This is a genomic window from Microbacterium sp. bgisy207 (assembly GCF_057706855.1).
Genome location: NZ_JBYIPB010000002.1, coordinates 47,255 through 68,084, shown reverse-complemented (window position 1 = coordinate 68,084; position 20,830 = coordinate 47,255). Strand labels below are relative to the sequence as shown.

Below are 20,830 nucleotides of genomic sequence, written 5' to 3'. Positions count from 1 at the left end.
TCGATCAGCCGTCACGACTCCACTCTCGAAAAGGGATCCATGTCGTCTTCCTCGTCCACGCCGGTGCTCACCGAGTCGGGCATGACGCACCGGCAGGTTCTCGAGGCCCTCTCCGGCCTCCTGCTGGGCATGTTCGTCTCCATGCTCGCCTCGACCGTCGTATCGACTTCGCTCCCGGTCATCATCCACGACCTCGGTGGCGACCAAGCCGCCTTCACCTGGGTCGTCACGGCGACCCTGCTGACCACCGCGATCTCCACTCCCGTGTGGGGCAAGCTCGCCGACCTCATCGACCGCAAGCTGCTGTTCCAGCTGGCGATCGGGATCTTCGTGGTCGCCACCGCCGCAGCGGGATTCGCGCAGAGCCCGGAGTGGCTCATCGCCATGCGAGCGGTGCAGGGTGTGGGCGCCGGTGGGCTCGCGGCCCTCAGCCAGGTCATCATGGCCGACATCATCAGTCCCCGCGAGCGCGGGCGGTACATGGGCCTGTTCGGCGCAGTCATGGCGCTGGCCACGATCGGCGGTCCGCTCGTGGGCGGTCTCATCACCGACGGCATCGGGTGGCGCTGGAACTTCTACGTCGCCCTCCCGTTCGCCCTCGCGGCGCTGATCATCGTGCAACGCACCCTGCACCTGCCGCCGCTGAAGTCTCGCAACGTCTCGATCGACTACCTCGGCATCGTTCTGCTCTCCGCCGCTGTCTCGCTGCTGCTTATCTGGGTGACCCTCGCGGGCGACTCGTTCGACTGGTGGAGCATCACAACCGCGGTCATGGTCGGCGGTGCCGTCGTCGCCGCCATCCTGTTCGTCGTGGTCGAGCTGCGCTCCCGCGAGCCGCTTGTCCCTCTGTCGATGTTCCGCAACCGCACGTTCACGCTCGCCGTCCTGGCTTCCCTCGCGACGGGCATCGCGATGTTCGGGGCTTCCGTGTTTCTGAGCCAGTACATGCAGCTGGCGCGAGGGGCGACTCCGACGGAGGCCGGGCTCATGACCATCCCGATGATCGGCGGGCTCCTCGTGGCATCCGTGGGTGCGGGTCAGCTCATCTCCCGGTTCGGCCACTGGAAGCCGTACCTCCTCGCCGGCGGCGTCTCGCTGGTCGCCGGATCCGCCCTGTTGACGACGATCCAGTACGACACGAACTTCGCCCTCGTTTCGGTGTACATGTTCCTGCTCGGGGCAGGCGTAGGCCTGACGATGCAGAACCTCGTGCTCATCGTGCAGAACACCACGGAGCCGAGCAGGCTCGGTGTCGCCAGTTCGGGCGTGACCTTCTTCCGGAGCCTCGGCGGAAGCATCGGTGTCGCGGTCATGGGAGCCGCGTTGGCCAGCCGGGTGACCGACCTGCTGGGTGGACGCGGGGACGACATCACCCGTGCGCTGGCGACGCTCGGAGACGAAGCGCCGACGTGGGCTGCGCAGCTGCAATCGGGCTCTCTCCCGCAGGTCTCCGCGATGCCGGAAGCGCTGCGCACGATCGTCGAGGACGTCTATGCTCAGGGCATCTCCCACTCGTTCCTGATCCTCGTGCCGATCGCGGTCGTGAGCCTTGCTGCGATCGTCTTCCTGCCCAACGCGCCACTGACCCGCATGACCAATCGTCAGCGCCTCGAGGCGTCCGAAGCCGATCTCGCAACCGTGTCGGTCAGCGAGGGGATGGATGTGCTCACCGCCACGCGCGCCCCCGCGGATGGCGAACCCTCGCGGCGCAGCTCAGACGGCGCGGCACCGAGCCCGCCCACGCCAGGAGCCCCCGGATGACCGAGACTCCATCCACGGGGCCGGTGAGGGAGTCCTCCGACCCCCACCGGGAAGCCGTCCACCGACTCGAGGGCGCGCTCTCCGAGCTCATCTCGCGGATCCGCCGCTTCTACGTGCAGATCGCCGACGAGGTGAGTCCGGGCATGCTTCCCGGGACGTTCAAGCTCCTGGCAACCATTGGGCGGATCGGCCCCACGACCTCCTCCGCACTTGCTCACCGTCTCACCGCCGACAAGGGGATGATCAGCCGGCAGATCACCGACCTTGAGAGCCTCGGCCTCATCGAGCGCACACCCGACCCGGACGACGGCCGTTCGCGGCTGATCTCGCTGTCACCGGAGGGCCGGAACAGATTGGATGCGGCGCGACGCCCCTACGAACAGATGCTCGCCGCGTCGCTCGCACAGTGGCCGACCGAGTCGATCGATCAGCTCACCGAGCTGCTGAGCGCCTTCGCCTCGGGCGAGATCCCGAAGAAGCACTGACGCGCGAGCGGTGCGTCTTATCGGTCCGGTGACACCGGCGTAACACGAGCGAGACAATCACGCGCTTGACTGGGATCACCTCGCGGAGGGCGGGGTTCCACTGGTCGTCGAGTGCCGCATCGATGCCGATGCGCACGGTTCATTGACGATGTACTCGCGGAAGGAGCGACCGATGCGATTCCGGCCGCTGCGCCCATCCCCCCAGGTACGGGCCTTCTCGACCACGCCCGCCGAGATCCCCGCGCAGATGCGGGCGATGACGGTGGCGAACTGGGGCGCGCCCGCTGTGCTCGAGGAGAGCTCCGTGGCTGTGCCTCGTCCGGTTCTCAGCGAGGTCCTCGTCCGCGTCGTCGCGGCGGGAGTCAACCCCATCGACGCGAAGACCCGAGCGGGGAAGGGCCTCGCGCCCGCCGTCGACCGCTTGCCGGCGATCCTCGGCTTCGACTTCAGCGGTGTCGTGGTCGAGTCGCCGTTCGAGACGCATCCGTTCCCCATCGGCACCGAGGTGTTCGGCATGGCGAACTTCCCCCGCACCCCTGGGAGCTACGCGGAGTACGTCGTCGCGCCGACCCTGTCGATCGCTCGCAAGCCGACAACCCTCTCTCACGTCGAAGCGGCGGGAGTACCCGTTGCCGCACTCACCGCATGGGGCCTGGTCGTCGAAACGGCCCACGCGCACGAGGGTCAGCGGATCCTCATCCACGCCGGGAGTGGGGGCGTCGGACACTTCGCCGTACAGTTCGCCGCCTACTTCGGCGCGCACGTGACGGCGACGGCTTCCGGGGCGAACGCGCCGTGGCTGCGCGATCTGGGCGCCTCGGTCGTCATCGACCACACCTCCACCCGGTTCGAGGACGTCGTCCACGATATGGATGTCGTCATCGACCTCGTCGGGAACGTCACCGATTCGGTCGGTTCGCGGTCGCTGACGGTCCTGCGACCCGGGGGGATCTACATCCTCGTTCCCACGGGATCCTGGCCGGATTACGCCGCCGAGGCAGCCGCCGCGGGGGTGCGCGCCACCAGCTACAAGGTGATCCCGGAGGGCGCGACGCTTGCGACGATCGCCCGACTGCTCGACTCGCGGTCGATCCAGGTGTACATCGACCACGTGCTCGAGCTTGGCGAGGCGGCGGCGGCGCACAGTGACATCGAGGGCGGACACACCCGCGGCAAGATCGTCTTGCGCGTCAGCGACGACTGACGGGCGGCTCCGGTCGAAGCACCCGCTGCCCCTCGGCGACGATCTCGTCGGCGACGGTGTCCAGCAGCAGAGAACGCACGCTCCACTGCTGCCAGGAGAGCGCGACGTCGATCGGGGGTCCGCCGAGACGCACAAGAGCTCCGCTGGCCAGTTCGGCCGCCGACTGGAACGCGGGCAGCAGTCCCCACCCCAGGCCCAGCTTCACCGCCTGAGCGAAGTCCTGCGATGCCGGCACATAGTGCCTGGACGGCGCCGATCCGGCGATCCCCTGGTGTCGCAGCCACCGGTCCTGCAGGTCGTCGCGGCGATCGAACTGCACCACGGGCGCATGGTCCAGGCCGGACAGGTCGGATGTCGAGCCGAGGAAGCGCTCGACGAACCCCGGCGTGGCAACCGCCTCGTACCGCATGACCCCGAGCGGCGTGACCCGGCACCCCGCGACCGGCTCGGCTCGCGAGGTGACAGCCCCCATGACGGTGCCGCTCTCCAGCAGCCCGGCCGTGAAGTCCTGGTCGTCGCGGTGAAGGTCGAAGACGATCGGATGCTGAGCGCTCAGCCGCGCCAGCGGGGCGAGGAACCACGTGGCGAGCGAGTCCGCGTTCACCGCAAGCGGCACCGAGACCGGGCTGCTCACGTCGCTCGGGCTGCCGATCCCGGCGAGCGCGTCCTGCTCGAGCAGCCGCGCCTGCCGCGCGAGACGGATCACTGCGGTTCCCGCATCCGTCGGCCGGACCGGCTTGGAGCGCACCAGGAGCACACGACCGAGCTGATCCTCGATCGCCCGCAGTCGCTGACTCACGGCGCTGGGCGTGATCCGCATCCGTCGGGCTGCCGCCTCGAGCGTGCCTTCCTCGGCAATGATCGCGACGGTGTCGGCCAGATCGAAGTCCATCCTCATGAAGTGATGCTAATGCTGCTACAGAATCATCAGCTGGAGTGCACGAAGTGCGATCGATAGCGTGCAGGAGTGCTCACTCCCCTTCTCGCCGGTCTCGGGCTGGGCCTGTCACTGATCGTTGCCATCGGCGCGCAGAACCTCTTCGTCCTGCGGCAGGGGATCCGACGCGAGCACGTCCTGAGCGTCGTGCTCGTGTGCGCCGCATCGGATGCCGCCCTGATCGTGCTGGGCGTCTCGGGCGTGGGGCTCGCCGTCGCCACGCTGCCGTGGTTGGTCACGGCGGTGCGCTGGGCGGGTGCCGCTTTCCTCGTGGGGTACGGTCTGCTCGCGGCCCGGCGCGCTTGGCGGCCTTCCGCCGAGGCACTCGCGGTCGATGTGGCGGGGGAGGCTCCCCCGCGCTCAGCCCGGGGCGACTCCGACCCCGGCACCGAGCACCTCGGCGCGGGGCCGGTGACCCCCCGGGTCGCGACGGCACCGAGCCTGCCGCGGGTCGTCCTTACGGCGCTCGCCCTGACGTGGCTCAACCCCCACGTGTACCTCGACACCGTGTTCCTGCTCGGTGGAATCGCCAACACCCATGGCGACGACCGCTGGGTCTTCGCCCTCGGCGCCGTCTTCGCGAGCGTGCTGTGGTTCAGCGCTCTGGGCTTCGGTGCACGGTATCTCGGCCGCTGGCTCGCCAGCCCGCGCGCGTGGCGGATCCTTGATGCCGTCATCGCTGTCGTGATGATCGCGCTCGGGATCAGCCTGGTCGTCGGCGGGTGAACGACGAAGACCCCCGCCGTGAGGGCGGGGGTCTTCGTGGGAGAGCGAGGCTCAGGCGATGCTGTTCACATCCAGCGGGATGCCGGGTCCGAACGTCGTCGAGACCGCCCCCTTCTGGATGTAGCGACCCTTCGAGCTCGAGGGCTTCAGACGCACGATCTCGTCGAGCGCGGCCTTGAGGTTCTCATCGAGCTGCTCGGCCGAGAACGACGCCTTGCCGACGACGAAGTGCACGTTGGCGTGCTTGTCGACACGGAACTCGATCTTTCCGCCCTTGATGTCCTCGACCGCCTTGGCCGGGTTGGGGGTGACGGTGCCGGTCTTGGGGTTCGGCATGAGGCCACGGGGACCCAGCACCTTACCCAGGCGACCGACCTGACCCATGAGCTCGGGGGTCGAGACGGCGGCGTCGAAGGCGGTGTAGCCTCCCGCGACCTTCTCGATCAGCTCGGCGCCGCCGACCTCATCGGCACCGGCAGCGATCGCCGCCTCGGCAGCCGGACCGGTCGCGAAAACGATCACGCGCGCGGTCTTGCCCGTGCCGTGGGGCAGGATGACGGTGCCGCGCACCATCTGGTCCGCCTTGCGCGGGTCGACCGAGAGCTTCAGGGCGACCTCGACGGTGGAGTCGAACTTCTTCGAGCCCGTCTCCTTCGCGAGGGTGACAGCTTCGCTCGGCGAATAGAACTTGCCGGCCTCGATCTTCGAAGCCGCTTCGGTGTAAGCCTTGGACTTGGTAGCCATTGTCGTTATCCCCCTCAGTCCTCGACCGTGATGCCCATGGAACGGGCGGTGCCGGCGATGATCAGCGAGGCAGCCTCGATGTCGTTCGCGTTCAGGTCGGGCATCTTGGTCTCGGCGATCTGACGCACCTGCTCCTTGGTGAGCTTGCCCACCTTGGCGGTGTGCGGCGTCTTCGAGCCCTTCTGCACGCCCGCAGCCTTCTTGATGAGCTCGGCCGCCGGCGGGGTCTTGAGGATGAAGGTGAAGCTACGGTCCTCGTAGACAGTGATCTCGACCGGGATGACGTTGCCGCGCTGCGACTCGGTCGCGGCGTTGTACGCCTTGCAGAACTCCATGATGTTGACGCCATGCTGACCGAGCGCGGGCCCGATCGGCGGCGCCGGGTTGGCGGCGCCGGCGTTGATCTGGAGCTTGATCAGGCCGGTCACCTTCTTCTTCGGTGCCATTCTTCTTTCCTTTCATCGAGCGGATGCCGTATGCATCCTGCTCTCCCGCGGACCCGGCCAGTCCGGGCCGCGGTGGTCTGTAGGTCTCGCTAGAGCTTCGTCACCTGATCGAAGCTGAGCTCGACCGGGGTCTCACGTTCGAACAGGGAGACCAGAACCGTGAGCTTTCCGCTCTCGGGCTTGATCTCGCTGATCGTGCCGGGCAGGCCTGCGAACGACCCCTCCTTGATGGTGATCGTCTCACCGACCTCGAAGTCCACCTCGGCCGGGATCGCGCGAGCGACCGGCGCGCCCTTCTTGGCCGCCGCACCCTTGGCCGGAGCCGTCTCCTTGACCTCGACGAGGGACTTCAGCATGGTGAAGGCCTCCTCGAACCGCAGCGGCGTCGGGTTGTGGGCATTGCCGACGAAGCCGGTCACGCCGGGCGTGTGCCGCACGACCGACCAGGTGTCTTCGTTGAGCTCCATGCGCACGAGCACGTAGCCCGGGATACGGACGCGCGTGACCATCTTGCGCTGGCCGTTCTTGATCTCGACGACATCTTCCATCGGGACTTCGATCTGGTAGATGTCCTCTTCGACCTCGAGCGTGGACTTGCGCTGCTCGATGTTGGCCTTCACCTTGCGCTCGAAACCGGCGTAGGAGTGGATGACGTACCACTTGCCGGGAAGCGAACGGAGCTCGGCTCGGAAGGCCTCGTAGGGGTCCTCTTCGGCTTCGTCCTCGTCGATGTCGTCACCGAGTTCGGGCCCGTCGTAGGGCGCGACCTCCTCGGCGGCGTGTGCCGCACGCTCGGCCTCTTCTTCCGCAAGACCGTCCGTCAGCACTTCGGCGGCGGCCTGCGCCTCTGCCGCCTCATCGATCTCGAGTGCATCGTTCACGATCGCATCAGCCTCCGGGTCGCTCACCTCGACGTCGTCGTCCGAGTAGTCCTCGTCGCCGTCCTCGTCCTCGATGTGGATGGCAACGTGCTCGGCCGCATCGCTCTGGTGCTCTTCACGCGCGAGCTCGTTGCCCTCCTGGGCCTCGTCCTCCTCAGAGGACTGCTCGGCCGCGGGCGCCCAGTCGGCGTCGTCGAGAAATCGTTCAGACACGTGTTTCGTTCACTTCCATTTCGTCGGGCGCGAATCAGCCATCGGCACCGCACCGTAAGGACGCACAGATCAGGCGGGAACGCCGAAGACCTGGGTCGTCAGCCAGAGGAACACGAAGTCCATCCCGTACACGAGCGCCATCATGATGACGACGAATCCGAGCACGACCGCCGTGTACTTGAAGAGCTCCTGGCGCGTCGGAGTGACGACCTTACGGAGCTCGGCAAACACCTGACGGATGAACAGGGCGATCCGCGCGAAGACGTTCGGCTTCTTCTCGCGGGCAGTGTTGCTGCTCGCAACGATCTCGCCCTTGGCGTCGTCCTGGACCATGTATCCCACCTGGTTGCTTCTGCTGTGCCAGCTCGCGCTGACGCGCAGGGCGGACAGGAATCGAACCTGCAACCTGCGGTTTTGGAGACCGCTGCTCTGCCAATTGAGCTACCGCCCTAAAGGCCCAGAGGCCTCGGGGTGTCTGCAGTCTCGTGCTGTGACCTGAAAGAAGGGGTTCGACCGATCGCGGGCACGGCGAAAGAATGCAGACTTCTACTGCAGATCCAGTGTACGGCATGCCCTCGGAGTGGACGAACCGTCCCCGGGATCACGACGCGGTGACGCAGGGTGTGAACGTGGCGATGACCAACACCGGCGCGTCATAGCTGACGGTGGCGACCACGCCCACCTCGTCGACCCATGCGCCCTCGCGACCGGCGATCCCCTCGGGATCGATCGGCGTCCACTCCTCGTCGTCGATCACCGACGTCACCGCGTCGACGAGGGCTCCTTGCGCGGCGTCATCCGCTCCCACCGAGACCGAGCCGACGGCGACGAAGGCGCGCTGAAGCCCGCGGTCGTCCGCTCCGCACGCCTGCTCCTCGGGGCCCGATACCTCGAGCGTGCGCAGCACCGTCTCATCAACGGCCTCGGCCGCAGTGACAAGCTCGTCGAACGCCCTCTGGGCATTCGCCTCCAGCTCATCGATGCCGGGTCCCGCACAGGACGTGAGCGCCACGGATGTCGACACGAGTCCGACCACGAGGATCGCTGTGCGAAGCATCCGCGTGCCGCGCGTCACGGCCGTACCACGGCGCTGACCTCGAACTCCTCCGAGGTCGGCGCGCTCGTGCGCACTCCCAGCGCGATGAGCTGATCGACGAACCAACCGTCGTACCAGTCGTCGAGGTCGCAGGGGGACGACGACCCCGCGTAGGCCGAGCGGTCGATGCCGTGGAGGTAGACGGCACGACAGCTGGCATCCCTTTCCAGCGCCGCGTCATACTCGGACTCCGAGATCCCGGCGCGGTCGGCCGCGCGAAGGTACGGGAAATAGGTGCGGTACTGGTACCAGTGCATGGCCTCGTGGACGAAAAGCGGCCACGCGAGCCGTTCGATGCCCGGCTCCCACGCGACGAAGAGCCAATCCGGGTACGCCGTCTGATAACAGCCCCCGACGACGAGCGTCCCCGGTCCGTCCTCCTGACCCGCGTAGCCGCAGTTCTCTGCGCCGGCGTCGAAGATCACCTGTACGTCGGTTGCGCCGATCGAATCGAGGAAGGCACGACCGTACGGGTCGTCACCGGGGAGAGCCTGACCACCCGGGTTCGGGACCTGCGGTTCGGGAGCGGCGTCTTCCTCGAGCCAGCGCGCGATCCAGGCGGCGTCCGCCTCCCACCCTGACCGCGCCTCGAGGAACGCCCCCCGGGCCCGTCGAACCTCAGCGGCGAACTCCGCCGTGGCCTCGAAGGCCGACACGACCACGTTCGCTTGCGCCGTCGTCACCGCGGGGGCACGGCGATCGGCCATCATCCATTCGAGACCGAGGATCGCGGCGACCCCCAGCACAACCGTCAGCACACCGGAGAGGACCGGGATCCACAGGCGTGCAGGACTCACCTCACCATGATCGCCGATCGCCAGGATCCGGGACCAGCTTGACGACCGGCCGCGGACTCAGTACTCCGCGATTCCGTACCGATCCGGCTCCGGGCCGCGCCGAAACCGCCGACCGGACATACTGTCGGCCGTGACGCGCACATAGTTGTACTTCAGCGTCGGCAGCCAGGGCCGAAGGGCAAGCGCGTCGGCAGCCTCGACCTCCTCCTCGGTCGACAGTCGCCGAGCGCGACCACGAACGACGACGCTCCATGCGAACGCGTCGGTGTAGTGGTCGACTTCGAAGAGCACCTCGTCGTTGACCGTGAGCTCGACCAGTTTGCTGCCTTCCGCGGTGCGGAACACGACACTTTCGCCATCCACCACGTAGTTCACGGGGAAAATATCGAGCACGTCTCCCACGTGCGTGACCAGACGGCCGAGCTCCTCCTCAGCGAGAAGCTGCCAGCAGTCCGCGTCGCTGAGAGCGGCGACCACATCGTCCATCATCTCTTCCATGCCCCTCATTGTGGGCGCGCATCACGGGGCGCGCTAGGGACCCTAGGCCCTGGCGCGCCCCGTGATGGACGATGGTCAGGCGACGCGGATGAGCTTCTTGTTGACGAACTCGTCGGCGGCCAGAAGACCCATCTCGCGCGAGGTCCCCGACCGCTTCACGCCACCGAAGGGCAGCTCGGGGCTATCGGCCAGGACGATGTTCACGTACACCATTCCGGCGTCGATCGCGTCGGCGACCCGTTCGGCCTGCGCGGGATCGGTCGTGAACACATACGATCCGAGCCCGTAGCTGGTGGCGTTCGCGACAGCAATGGCTTCGGCTTCGTCCGCAACCCGGTAGACGACTCCGGCCGGGCCGAACAGCTCTTCGCGGTAGATGTCGTTGTCCGCGGTGACCCCCGTGAGCACCGTCGCGGGATAGAACGCGCCATCCCGTGCTCCGCCCAGTTCGACAGTGGCGCCCTGCGCGACGGCGCGGTTGACCTGTTCCTCGAGTCGCTCAGCCGCCGCCAGTGACGAGAGGGGGCCGATCACCGTATCGTCGGCGAACGGATCTCCAAGCGGCGCCGCCGCCATGGCAGCCACGAACTTCTCGAGGAACGCGTCGTAGAGCTCGTCGATGATGATGAAGCGCTTGGGGGCGTTGCAGGACTGGCCGTTGTTGTCGAGGCGGGCCTCGACAGCCATCTCCACGGTGGCGTCGAGGTCGTCGGTCGAGAGCACGATGAACGGGTCGGAGCCGCCCAGCTCGAGCGCCACCTTCTTCAGGTTGCGACCGGCGATCTCGGCGACAGCGGCGCCCGCACGCTCCGACCCCGTGACCGAGACGCCCTGCACGCGCGGGTCGGCGATCACCGTCGCCGCCTGCTCGTTCGTCAGGCGCAGATCGACGTAGGCACCCTCCGGGAATCCGGCATCCCGGTAGATCGACGCGATCGCTGCCGCCGACTCGGGGCATTGCGGGGCGTGCTTGAGCAGGATCGTGTTGCCGATCACCAGGTTGGGGGCCGCGAAACGGGCGACCTGGTAATACGGGAAGTTCCAGGGCATGATCCCCAGCAGCACTCCCAGCGGCGAGCGGCGGATGACCGCGGTGCCCTCACCGAGGATGTCGATCGGGGTGTCGCCCGTGATCTTGTCGACGTTGTCGGCGTAGTACTCGGTGATATCGGCGGCGAAGTCGACTTCGCCGAGGGCAGCCGACAGCGGCTTGCCCATCTCGCGCACGATGATCTCCGCCAACTCGTCGCGCCGCTCCCGATGCAGCTGCGCGGCTCTGCGGACCAGAGCAGCCCGTTGCGCGGGCGTGGAGGAGCGCCCCCAGTGGCGATACGCGTTGTCGGCGGATGCGATCGCGGCCTCCAACTCGGCATCCGTTGTGGTCGGGTAGGTGGCAAGCGTCTCCCCAGTGGCGGGGTTGACGACGGCGTAGGTACTCACGAGTCCTCCTCTTTCGGCAGCGAGCGGTGGTCGGTGGATCGATCAGGACGATGCCAGAACATGCTCCAGCACGTCCAGAGCATCCTCGAGCACGTCGTCGCCGATGACCAGGGGCGGCAGGAAACGGATCACGTTCCCGTACGTGCCACAGGTGAGCATCAGCACACCCTGGTCGAGGGCAGCCCGCACGACACGGGAGGTCAGCCCGGCATCCGGCTCCCCCGTCGCCGGATCGACGAACTCGAGGGCCATCATCGCGCCTCTCCCGCGGACGTCGCCGATGCGCGGGTCGGATGCCTGCAGGCCCCGCAGGCGCCCCTCGATGATGTCGCCGATGTGGCGCGCCCGCGCCGACAGGTCCTCGGTCTCGTAGACCTCGATCGCGGCGAGCGCCGCGGCGCACGCGACGGGGTTTCCGCCGTAGGTGCCCCCGAGGCCTCCCGTGTGCGAGGCGTCCATGATCTCGGCGCGGCCGGTGACCGCCGCAAGCGGCAACCCGCCGGCGATGCCCTTCGCGGTGGTGATGAGGTCAGGCACGATGCCCAGGAGCTCGCTGGCGAACATCGCCCCGGTCCGGGCGAACCCGGTCTGGATCTCATCCGCGATGAGGACGACGCCGTTGGCATTGGCCCACTCCTGCAGGGCGGGAAGGAAGCCGTCGGCGGGGACGATGAATCCGCCCTCGCCCTGGATCGGCTCGATGATGATCGCCGCGACGTCCGCGACCCCGACGTGCTTCTCGATGACGCCGATCGCCCGCTTGGCTGCTGTGGTGCCATCGAGCCCGTCTCGGTAGGGGTACGACATGGGCGCCCGGTAGATCTCCGGAGCGAACGGCCCGAACCCGGCCTTGTAGGGCATGTGCTTGGCGGTGAGCGCCATCGTGAGGTTGGTGCGCCCGTGGTAGCCGTGATCGAAAGCGACGACAGCCTGGCGTCCGGTGTGCTTGCGCGCGAGCTTCACCGCGTTCTCGACCGCTTCGGCGCCGGAGTTGAACAGCGCCGTCTTCTTCTCGTGGTCGCCGGGAGTGATCCGGTTCAGTGCCTCGGCCACGGCGACGTACGGCTCGTAGGGCGCGACCATGAAACAGGTGTGCGTGAACTGAGCCACCTGCTCGCGAACCGCAGCGACAACGGCGGGATGAGAGTTGCCGATCGAGGTCACGGCGATCCCGGACCCGAGGTCGACGATCGAGTTGCCGTCCGCATCGAGCAGGATGCCGCCGCCCGCGGCCACGATCGACAGGGGTGCGGTGTGCCCGACACCGGCCGACACGGCAGCAGCCTTGCGCGCCATCAACTCCTGCGAACGCGGTCCGGGGATGGCCGTCACCACGCGTCGCTCCTGCGGGAGAGTCGGTCCGCCGAGCGGAACTGTCGGGGATTCGAGTTGGCTCATGTCGCGAGGATAGCTGGACGATCGATCGCGCGCGACCCGTGCGCCTTGAACGTCGGAATCCGTCGCGATTCTGGTTCCACACGACGGCACCCGTCGTGCGAGAATCACTTCGTGATCAATGGAGACGTGTCCTGGTGGTGGCGGGACACCGGTGGCGTGCCGAACCCGCGTGAACCTCTCCCCGGCGACCTCGCGATGGACGTGTGCATCGTCGGGGCCGGGTACAGCGGCCTGTGGACGGCGTACTACCTGAAGACGCTGCAGCCCGACCTGCGCGTCTGCATCGTCGAGCAGAGATTCGCGGGCTTCGGAGCGTCAGGGCGCAACGGTGGATGGCTGACCAACTCGGTCACGGGCGGACGCTCGCAGTACGTCGAACGTCACGGACCAGACGCGGCGATCGCGCAGCAGAGGGCGCTGAATGAGACCGTGGACGAGGTGATCGACGTCACCCGGCGCGAGGGAATCGACGCCGATGTCGTCAAGGGCGGAGAGCTCGAGATCGCGCGGACGCCGGCTCAGCTGGCGCGACTACGGAAGGCTGCCGCGGAGGAGTCATCCTGGCCCCACACCGACGTCGTGGAGCTGGATGCCGCGGCGACGCGGGCCCGCGTCGCCGTCGCGGGGGTTCTCGGCGGTCTCTGGCATCCGCACTGTGCGCGCATCCACCCCGCCAAGCTCGCCTCGGGGCTTGCGGAGGTCGTGGAGCGGCTGGGCGTGGTGATCTTCGAGGGCACGACGGCGCGATCCCTCGAGCCCGGACGTGTCCAGACGGACCGGGGCACTGTGCGCGCGGATGCCGTCATCCGCGCCACGGAGGGCTTCACCGCGAACCTGCATGGCCAGCACCGGACCTGGTTGCCGATGAACTCGTCGATGATCGTCACCGAGCCCCTCCCGAGCGCGGCGTGGGATGACATCGGCTGGTCGGGAAGGGAAACGCTCGGCGACTTCGCGCACGTCTACATGTATGCGCAGCGAACCGCGGACGACCGCATCGCTTTCGGTGGGCGCGGAGTCCCGTACCGCTACGGATCGCGAGTCGACACCGACGGGCGGACCCAGGAGCGCACCATCCGCGCGCTTTCTCGACTACTCCACGATTTCTTCCCCGTCGCCCGACAGACGCCCCTTGCCCACGCCTGGGCAGGTGTGCTCGGCGTTCCGCGGGACTGGTCGGCAACCGTCGGTTACGACAGCGCGACCGGCATGGGCTGGGCGGGAGGCTACGTGGGGACGGGCGTGACGGCGACCAACCTCGCGGGCCGCACCCTCGCTGATCTCGTACTCCGCCGCGACACCGACCTCACACGCCTGCCGTGGGTCGGCCATCGCGCTCGCCGGTGGGAGGTCGAGCCGTTGCGATGGACGGCTGTGAACGCGATCTACACGGCATACCGCGGCGCCGACAGACTCGAGTCCCGCGGCGGATCACGAACGTCAGCGCTCGCCCGGATCGCGGATCTGATCGCGGGCCGCTGACAGCGGGCGGGAGTCCCGCCATACGCGCGCGGCGAGAGTCACTGGGGCGCGTGCGCCTCGAGAAACTCGTAGACATCCGTGGTGTCGACACCCGGAAAGGCGCCCGTCGGGAGGGTCGCGAGCAGCGTCCGAGGGGTGCGAACGTTGGGCCACGAGTGATCCCGCCACGAACTCTCGAGATCCGCGGGCGCCCGCCGGCAGCAGACATCGACGGAGTGCCGGGATACGCCACGGTTGGTGGTCTCACGCCCGATGAACCACTTCGTGTCGTCGAACCGCACGCCGACGCTGATCGAGTGCAGCCCCTCGGACGACGGCTCCACGCGCGCGGTGCACCAGTAGGTGCCGTTACCGGTGTCGGTGTATTGGAAATAGGGATTGAAACGGTCCGGGATGTCGAACACGACGCGACTGGTCCACTTCCGGCAGCACATCTGGCCTTCGATCGAGCCGAACCGGTCGGTGGGGAAGTTGACGTCGTCGTTCTCATACGCCTTCGTGATCGTTCCCGATTCGTGGACCTTCAGGAAATGCACCGGCATATCCAGATGGACCGTCGCAAGATTCGTGAAGCGGTGGGCGGCCGTCTCGTAGGAGACCGAGTACGCGTCGCGCAGGTCCTCGATCGACAGCGCCCGTCGCGCCTTCGCGTCGCGGAGGAATGGGACGACGTCATCCTCGGGCATGAGCAGTGCGCCGGTGAGGTAATTGATCTCGACCCGCTGCCGCAGGAAGTCCGCGTAGCTTGCCGGCTCAGCGTGCCCGAGGATCCGGCTGGCCAGCGACTGCAGCACGGCGGTGCGGGCGTCGCGCTTGCTCGCGATCGTGCTCGACAGATAGAGCCGTCCGTGCTTGAGGTCCAAGACGCTGCGCGTGGTCAGCGGCACATCCGACACGTAGTGGATCGTGAACCCGAGGTGGGCAGCGATGTCGGATGCCGTGCGCTGTGTCAGCGGTCCGCCACTGTGCCCCACGGCGTCCAGCAGTCGCCGCGCATGAGCCTCGAGGTCGGCGAAGTAGTTGTTCTGGCTCGTCATGAGCCGACGGAGGGACAGGTTCGCGCGGCGTGCAACCTCGGGCGTCGCGGCCCGCTCGTCGCGCAACCGATCGATCTCACCCTGCAGCGCGAGCATCGCCGCGAGAACCTCGTCGGGGATGGACCGACCGATTCGGAACGGTGCGATACCCAGCGCTTGGAAGGTGGGGCCGCGCATCGCCCGCTCGAGCGCCACCTCCATCGTCGCCCGCTCATCGAGCGGCTCGGACTCGAGCAGCGCGTCGAGCGTCGTGCCGAGTGCTCGTGCGATCGACCGCAGCAACGAGAGCTTCGGCTCGCGCCGTCCGTTCTCGATCATCGATAGCTGGCTGGGAGCTCGGTCCACCTCCGCGGCAAGGTCGTCCAGCGTCATCCCCCGCTCGGCGCGCAACTGCCTGATACGCCGGCCGATCGTGAGCGTGTCGACGGCGTCGTCGGCGTCCGTCGCGGTCAGGGGGAGGGACTCTTCCGGGGCGGCAAGGCTCGTCATGCCGGCGATTCTGTCACGGATGCAGAAGTTTGAGCAATCTTCACAGCTCAAGTGGTCACTCAACGCCACGAAGTTCACTCAGAGTGGTGTCACGACGCCCCTAGCCGACGAACCTCCTCGCCGGACGACACAGACAGGAAGGATGCGCCATGACTCCCTCCACGACCACACCGATGCCCACCCGTTCAGGGGCGGCACCGATGACGACAACCGAACCCACGATCGAGGTTGTCGGCCCCCTTCGTCCGCGGTATGACGAGATCCTCACCCCGGACGCACTCGGTTTCCTCACCGAGCTCCACTCGCGCTTCGCCGCGCGCCGCCACGACCGACTCGCCGACCGGATGCGGCGCCGGTTCGAGATCGGCAACGGCCACGACCCGCAATTCCGCGATGACACCGCCCACATCCGTGACGACGACGAGTGGCGCGTGGCGGGTGCCGGGCCGGGTCTGGAGGACCGGCGGGTTGAGATCACCGGCCCGACCGATCCGAAGATGACGATCAACGCGCTCAACTCCGGCGCGAAGGTGTGGCTCGCCGATCAGGAGGATGCCACCAGCCCGACGTGGAAGAACGTCATCGAGGGGCAGCTGAGCCTTTACGACGCGATCCGGGGGCAGCTCGAATACACCAGCCCCGAAGGCAAGAGCTACCGGGTGACGGCCGAGCAGACTCCGACGATCGTGATGCGCCCCCGCGGCTGGCACCTCATCGAGAAGCACCTGCGCTACACCGACCGCGCGGGACGCACGATGGACGCGTCGGGTTCGCTCGTGGACTTCGGTCTCTACGTCTTCCACAACGCCGCGCAGCTCATCGACAACGGCGTCGGGCCGTACTTCTACATCGCCAAGCTCGAGTCTTCGGAGGAAGCCAAGCTCTGGGATGACGTCTTCACCTTCACGGAGCGCTACCTCGGCATCGCGCACGGCACGATCCGCGCCACGGTCTTGATCGAGACCCTGCCTGCCGCGTTCGAGATGGAGGAGATCCTCTTCGAGATGCGCGACCACATCGCGGGCCTGAACGCGGGCCGCTGGGACTACATCTTCTCGATCATCAAGAACTACCGCGGTCGCGGGGCGCGCTTCGTGCTTCCCGATCGCAGCGAGGTGACGATGACGGTGCCGTTCATGCGCGCCTACACGGAGTTGCTCGTGAAGACGTGCCACAAGCGGGGAGCCTTCGCGATCGGCGGCATGAGCGCCTTCATCCCCAACCGCCGCGACCCCGAGGTCACCGAGCGCGCCTTCCAGAAGGTCGCCGCCGACAAGAAGCGCGAGGCCGGTGACGGGTTCGACGGCACCTGGGTGGCCCACCCCGACCTCATCCCCGTCGCGCGAGCCGAGTTCGATGCGGTGCTCGGCGACCGGCCCAATCAGCTCGACCGGCAGCGTCCCGACGTGAACGTGCGCGCCGCGGACCTGATCGACGTACACATCGGCCGCCCGATCACGGCGTCCGGCGTGTACGGGAACGTGTCTGTCGCCATCCGGTACATCGAGGCATGGCTGCGCGGCTTGGGGGCCGTCGCGATCGACAACCTCATGGAGGATGCCGCCACCGCCGAGATCAGCCGCTCTCAGATCTGGCAGTGGATCCACCAGGACCGTACGACCGAGGACGGCACCCCCATCACCCGGGAGTACGTCGAAGGCCTCATCGCGCAGGTGCTCGACGAGGTCTCGCGCTCCGAAGGCGATCGCTTCGACGACGCCGCGGCGGTGTTCCGCGAGGTCGCTCTCGGGACCGAGTTCCCCGCGTTCCTCACCCTGCCCGCCTACTCGCGCTATCTGGTCGAGACCGACTGATCGGAGCGGTTCGTCTCGCTTCGCTCGCTCAACGCCCCCGGTCGTTGAGCGAGTGCGGCGAGCCGAAACGCACCCCCTACCTCGAACAACACCGACGACCGAAGGACATGACATGACCGCCTACCAGGACGACATCGCCGCCATCCAGAGGCTCAAAGAGCAGCACGGATCCAGCTGGGATGCCATCAACCCCGAGTCCGTGGCGCGGATGCGGGCACAGAACCGGTTCCGCACCGGCCTCGAGATCGCCCAGTACACCGCCGACATCATGCGCCGCGACATGGCCGAGTACGACGCCGACTCGTCGCTGTACACGCAGTCGCTCGGTGTCTGGCACGGCTTCATCGGGCAGCAGAAGCTCATCTCGATCAAGAAGCACCTCAAGAGCACCAACAAGCGCTACCTGTACCTTTCGGGCTGGATGGTCGCGGCTCTGCGCTCGGAGTTCGGGCCGCTGCCTGACCAGTCGATGCACGAGAAGACCGCCGTGCCCGCGCTGATCGAGGAGCTGTACACGTTCCTCCGCCAGGCCGACGCGCGCGAGCTCGACCTGCTGTTCACGAAGCTCGACGCGGCGCGTGCCGCCGGTGACGACACGGCAGCGGAGTTCATCCAGTCTCAGATCGACACCTACGAGACCCACGTGGTGCCGATCATCGCCGACATCGACGCGGGCTTCGGAAACCCCGAGGCCACCTACCTCCTGGCCAAGAAGATGATCGAGGCAGGGGCCTGCGCCATCCAGATCGAGAACCAGGTCTCGGACGAGAAGCAGTGCGGCCACCAGGACGGCAAGGTGACGGTCCCTCACGAGGACTTCATCGCGAAGCTCACCGCCGTGCGCTATGCGTTCCTCGAACTGGGGATCGACAACGGGATCATCGTCGCGCGCACCGACTCGCTCGGGGCGGGGCTCACGCAGAAGCTCGCCGTCACGCACGCACCCGGGGACCTCGGCGACCAGTACAACTCCTTCCTGGATGTCGAGGAGATCTCGGACGCCGATCTCGGCAACGGGGATGTCGTCATCAAGCGGGACGGCAAACTGTTGCGTCCGAAGCGTCTGCCGTCAAACCTGTATCAGTTCCGTCCCGGGACCGGCGAGGCGCGCGTCGTGCTGGACTGCGTCACATCGCTGCGCAACGGCGCCGATCTGCTGTGGATCGAGACCGAGAAGCCGCACGTCGAGCAGATCGCCGGGATGGTGGACGCGATCCGGGCCGAGATCCCGAACGCGAAGCTCGTCTACAACAACAGCCCGTCGTTCAACTGGACGCTCAACTTCCGCCAGCAGGCCTACGACGCGCTCGCGGCAGACGGCAAGGACGTCTCGGCGTACGACCGCGCCGACCTCATGAGCGTCGAGTACGACGACACGGAGCTCGCGCGGCTGGCCGACGAGAAGATCCGCACCTTCCAGCGCGACGGCTCCGCCCGCGCGGGGATCTTCCACCACCTCATCACCCTGCCGACGTATCACACGGCGGCCCTGTCGACCGATGACCTCTCGAAGGGGTACTTCGGCGACGAGGGGATGCTCGCCTACGTGCGGGGCGTGCAGCGTCGCGAGATCCGTGAGGGCATCGCAACCGTCAAGCACCAGAACATGGCAGGCAGCGACATCGGCGACAACCACAAGGAGTACTTCGCCGGGGATGCCGCTCTCAAGGCGGGCGGTCAGCACAACACGATGAACCAGTTCAGCTGAACACCCATCCCACACGGATGCCCCGGGCGCACACCCGGGGCATCCGTGTGCCGCTGTTCCCGGGTGAGTGCTCAGGACGTGCGCGATAGGCACTCCGAGCAGGTGCCGACCAGAGAGCTCTGGACCGCGTCGAGTGCGAAGCCGCCGGTCGCGCGGGCCCGCCGGGCGGCGGACGCGAGAAGGTCCGCCGGCAGGGCGACGATGACCCCGCACGATCGGCACACACCGTGCAGATGTGCGCGGTGATGCTCCGCCGTCGCAAGGTGGTAGCCGGTCGAGCCCTGCGCGAGCGGGCGCGTCGTGACGATCCCGAGGGCGTCGAACAACTCGAGCGTGCGATAGACCGTTGCACGATGGATGCCGAGGTGAGTGAGCTGGGCGGCGACCTGCTCCGCGGTGCGATGCTTGTGCTCGCGCGCCAGGACTCCGATCACGGCGCGGCGCGCGGGCGTGATGCGCTCGCCGCGCGCCGTCAGCTGTGCCACGACCGCGTCGGCGAGGCTGCGGGGCGCCTCCGCATGAAGGTGCTCGTGCTGGTCCGACCCGCCCATTCCGCCATCGTGACACAGGGCCCGTCCAAAAGTCGGCCCGGCGCACAACATCGCTCTTGTATGGTGCGACTGAGTCGCAATAGTGTGAGCGCATCCTCGATCAAGAAGGTCGCCCATGCACGTCCCCGATGGATTCCTCAGCGTGCCAGTCTCGATCGCCACGGGCGTTGTGGCCGCCGGCGCGATCGGGCTCGCCCTCAGGAACTCCCGCGCGGAACTGCTCGATGACCGCAAGGCCCCGATGGTCGGGATCGTGGCGACCGTCATCTTCGCCACCCAGATGATCAACTTCCCCGTGGGTGCGGGCACGAGCGGGCATCTCCTGGGCGGCGCGCTGGCGGCCGTTCTCCTGGGCCCATGGACCGCGATCCTCGCCCTCAGCGCAGTCGTCATCGTGCAGGCCCTGCTGTTCGCGGACGGCGGGCTGACAGCCCTCGGCACGAACATCACTCTGATGGGGCTTGTCACCGTCACCGTCTCCTGGTGGGTGTTCCGCGGCCTGATCCGCGTGCTACCCGCGCGCAGATGGTCTCTCGCGGTCGGCGCGGCCATCGGCGGTCTGCTGTCGGTGCCGGCATCGGCGATCGCCTTCGTGGGCCTGTTCGCGATCGGAGGCCAGGTTGCCGTGCCCCTCGGTCCGGTCCTGACCGCGATGATCGGGTGGCACACCCTCATCGGGATCGGCGAGGCGATCATCACCGGGCTCATCGTCGCCGCCGTGCTCGCCTCACGCCCGGATCTGGTCTACGGGGCACAGTTCCAGCGTTCCGCTCCCGCGGCCATGACGGAGGCGGTCCCGACATGAGTGCGTCCTCGACACCGCGGGCGCGGATCTCCACGCGCGCCTTCACCCTGTGGGCGCTCGGGATCGCCCTCGTGATCTCCACCGCCGTCAGCATCTGGGCCTCATCGAGCCCCGACGGGCTCGAGTTCGTCGCAGGCGCCTTCGGCTTCGACGAGAGCGCAGCCGCGAGCGCGACCTCCGGTTCGCCGCTTGCCGACTACTCCGTCGTCGGCCTTGACGGGAACTGGCTGTCGGTCCTGATCGTCGGTGTCGTCGGGTGCGCGATCAGCTTCGCCCTCGCGTGGGGGCTCGGAAAGCTCGCGAAGCGGCGCGCATGAG

The 20,830-nt window shown here is 67.6% G+C and carries 21 protein-coding genes and 1 tRNA gene; 9 read left to right on the top strand and 13 right to left on the bottom strand.

What is annotated here, in order from left to right; genetic code table 11:
• Positions 1-39: 39 nt before the first annotated feature.
• The 3 genes from AC3ENO_RS01990 to AC3ENO_RS01980 all read left to right on the top strand — a co-directional run bounded on the left by AC3ENO_RS01990 (position 40) and on the right by AC3ENO_RS01980 (position 3,450).
• The gene (locus AC3ENO_RS01990) at positions 40-1,761 is read left to right on the top strand and encodes an MDR family MFS transporter (RefSeq protein ID WP_434968930.1); all 1,722 of its coding nucleotides are present in this window, start codon (positions 40-42) and stop codon (positions 1,759-1,761) included.
• Positions 1,758-2,246, top strand: a complete 489-nt coding sequence (locus tag AC3ENO_RS01985) for a MarR family winged helix-turn-helix transcriptional regulator (protein WP_434968929.1) — start codon at positions 1,758-1,760, stop codon at positions 2,244-2,246. The genes AC3ENO_RS01990 and AC3ENO_RS01985 overlap by 4 nt, the downstream gene beginning before the upstream one ends.
• A gap of 172 nt (positions 2,247-2,418) precedes the next feature.
• Positions 2,419-3,450, top strand: a complete 1,032-nt coding sequence (locus AC3ENO_RS01980) for an NADP-dependent oxidoreductase (protein ID WP_434968928.1) — start codon at positions 2,419-2,421, stop codon at positions 3,448-3,450.
• Here the strand turns inward: AC3ENO_RS01980 and AC3ENO_RS01975 are convergent.
• Complete coding sequence (locus AC3ENO_RS01975; RefSeq protein ID WP_434968927.1) at positions 3,437-4,348, bottom strand: LysR family transcriptional regulator ArgP; 912 nt, start codon at positions 4,346-4,348, stop codon at positions 3,437-3,439. The genes AC3ENO_RS01980 and AC3ENO_RS01975 overlap by 14 nt on opposite strands.
• A gap of 69 nt (positions 4,349-4,417) precedes the next feature.
• Here AC3ENO_RS01975 and AC3ENO_RS01970 point away from each other — a divergent pair, with 69 nt between their 5' ends.
• Positions 4,418-5,113, top strand: coding sequence for a LysE/ArgO family amino acid transporter (locus AC3ENO_RS01970; RefSeq protein ID WP_434968926.1), 696 nt, complete (start codon positions 4,418-4,420; stop codon positions 5,111-5,113).
• Positions 5,114-5,164: 51 nt separating this feature from the next.
• On the opposite strand, the gene rplA is transcribed toward AC3ENO_RS01970, so the two are convergent.
• From rplA to gabT, 10 genes are all read right to left on the bottom strand, one after another.
• Complete coding sequence (rplA, locus tag AC3ENO_RS01965; protein ID WP_434968925.1) at positions 5,165-5,857, bottom strand: 50S ribosomal protein L1; 693 nt, start codon at positions 5,855-5,857, stop codon at positions 5,165-5,167.
• Positions 5,858-5,871: 14 nt separating this feature from the next.
• On the bottom strand, positions 5,872-6,303 hold the full coding sequence (rplK, locus tag AC3ENO_RS01960) for a 50S ribosomal protein L11 (RefSeq protein ID WP_434968924.1): 432 nt from the start codon (positions 6,301-6,303) through the stop codon (positions 5,872-5,874).
• A gap of 89 nt (positions 6,304-6,392) precedes the next feature.
• Positions 6,393-7,397, bottom strand: a complete 1,005-nt coding sequence (gene nusG, locus AC3ENO_RS01955) for a transcription termination/antitermination protein NusG (protein WP_434968923.1) — start codon at positions 7,395-7,397, stop codon at positions 6,393-6,395.
• A gap of 69 nt (positions 7,398-7,466) precedes the next feature.
• Positions 7,467-7,730 (bottom strand): preprotein translocase subunit SecE, encoded by a 264-nt coding sequence (secE, locus tag AC3ENO_RS01950; protein ID WP_434968922.1) that lies wholly within the window; start codon positions 7,728-7,730, stop codon positions 7,467-7,469.
• A 45-nt stretch (positions 7,731-7,775) separates the two neighbouring features.
• Positions 7,776-7,848: transfer RNA gene (locus AC3ENO_RS01945), tRNA-Trp, on the bottom strand.
• A gap of 150 nt (positions 7,849-7,998) precedes the next feature.
• Positions 7,999-8,472, bottom strand: a complete 474-nt coding sequence (locus AC3ENO_RS01940; RefSeq protein WP_434968921.1) for a hypothetical protein — start codon at positions 8,470-8,472, stop codon at positions 7,999-8,001.
• Complete coding sequence (locus tag AC3ENO_RS01935; RefSeq protein WP_434968920.1) at positions 8,469-9,290, bottom strand: hypothetical protein; 822 nt, start codon at positions 9,288-9,290, stop codon at positions 8,469-8,471. Before AC3ENO_RS01935 ends, AC3ENO_RS01940 begins: the two co-directional genes overlap by 4 nt.
• Positions 9,291-9,347: 57 nt before the next feature.
• The gene (locus AC3ENO_RS01930) at positions 9,348-9,788 is read right to left on the bottom strand and encodes a pyridoxamine 5'-phosphate oxidase family protein (protein ID WP_434968918.1); all 441 of its coding nucleotides are present in this window, start codon (positions 9,786-9,788) and stop codon (positions 9,348-9,350) included.
• A 75-nt stretch (positions 9,789-9,863) separates the two neighbouring features.
• Entirely contained in the window at positions 9,864-11,228 is a 1,365-nt protein-coding gene (locus AC3ENO_RS01925; RefSeq protein ID WP_434968917.1) for an NAD-dependent succinate-semialdehyde dehydrogenase, read from the bottom strand.
• Positions 11,229-11,270: 42 nt separating this feature from the next.
• Positions 11,271-12,626, bottom strand: a complete 1,356-nt coding sequence (gene gabT / locus AC3ENO_RS01920; protein WP_434968916.1) for a 4-aminobutyrate--2-oxoglutarate transaminase — start codon at positions 12,624-12,626, stop codon at positions 11,271-11,273.
• Positions 12,627-12,737: 111 nt separating this feature from the next.
• Here gabT and AC3ENO_RS01915 point away from each other — a divergent pair, with 111 nt between their 5' ends.
• On the top strand, positions 12,738-14,108 hold the full coding sequence (locus AC3ENO_RS01915; RefSeq protein WP_434968915.1) for an NAD(P)/FAD-dependent oxidoreductase: 1,371 nt from the start codon (positions 12,738-12,740) through the stop codon (positions 14,106-14,108).
• A gap of 38 nt (positions 14,109-14,146) precedes the next feature.
• Here AC3ENO_RS01915 and AC3ENO_RS01910 read toward each other — a convergent pair whose 3' ends face one another.
• Complete coding sequence (locus tag AC3ENO_RS01910; RefSeq protein ID WP_434968914.1) at positions 14,147-15,634, bottom strand: helix-turn-helix domain-containing protein; 1,488 nt, start codon at positions 15,632-15,634, stop codon at positions 14,147-14,149.
• A 173-nt stretch (positions 15,635-15,807) separates the two neighbouring features.
• Here AC3ENO_RS01910 and aceB point away from each other — a divergent pair, with 173 nt between their 5' ends.
• Both aceB and AC3ENO_RS01900 read left to right on the top strand, forming a co-directional pair.
• Positions 15,808-17,448 (top strand): malate synthase A, encoded by a 1,641-nt coding sequence (aceB, locus tag AC3ENO_RS01905; RefSeq protein ID WP_434969145.1) that lies wholly within the window; start codon positions 15,808-15,810, stop codon positions 17,446-17,448.
• 112 nt (positions 17,449-17,560) lie between these two features.
• Positions 17,561-19,156 carry an isocitrate lyase gene (locus tag AC3ENO_RS01900; RefSeq protein WP_434968913.1) on the top strand — a complete coding sequence of 532 codons (1,596 nt, stop codon included), beginning with the start codon at positions 17,561-17,563 and terminating at the stop codon, positions 19,154-19,156.
• A 71-nt stretch (positions 19,157-19,227) separates the two neighbouring features.
• Here AC3ENO_RS01900 and AC3ENO_RS01895 read toward each other — a convergent pair whose 3' ends face one another.
• Positions 19,228-19,707, bottom strand: a complete 480-nt coding sequence (locus AC3ENO_RS01895) for a Fur family transcriptional regulator (RefSeq protein WP_434968912.1) — start codon at positions 19,705-19,707, stop codon at positions 19,228-19,230.
• 115 nt (positions 19,708-19,822) lie between these two features.
• On the opposite strand from AC3ENO_RS01895, the gene AC3ENO_RS01890 reads away from it, so the two are divergent.
• Positions 19,823-20,512 carry an energy-coupling factor ABC transporter permease gene (locus AC3ENO_RS01890; protein WP_434968911.1) on the top strand — a complete coding sequence of 230 codons (690 nt, stop codon included), beginning with the start codon at positions 19,823-19,825 and terminating at the stop codon, positions 20,510-20,512.
• On the top strand, positions 20,509-20,829 hold the full coding sequence (locus AC3ENO_RS01885; protein WP_434968910.1) for a PDGLE domain-containing protein: 321 nt from the start codon (positions 20,509-20,511) through the stop codon (positions 20,827-20,829). The genes AC3ENO_RS01890 and AC3ENO_RS01885 overlap by 4 nt, the downstream gene beginning before the upstream one ends.
• The last annotated feature ends 1 nt before the right edge of the window (position 20,830 follow it).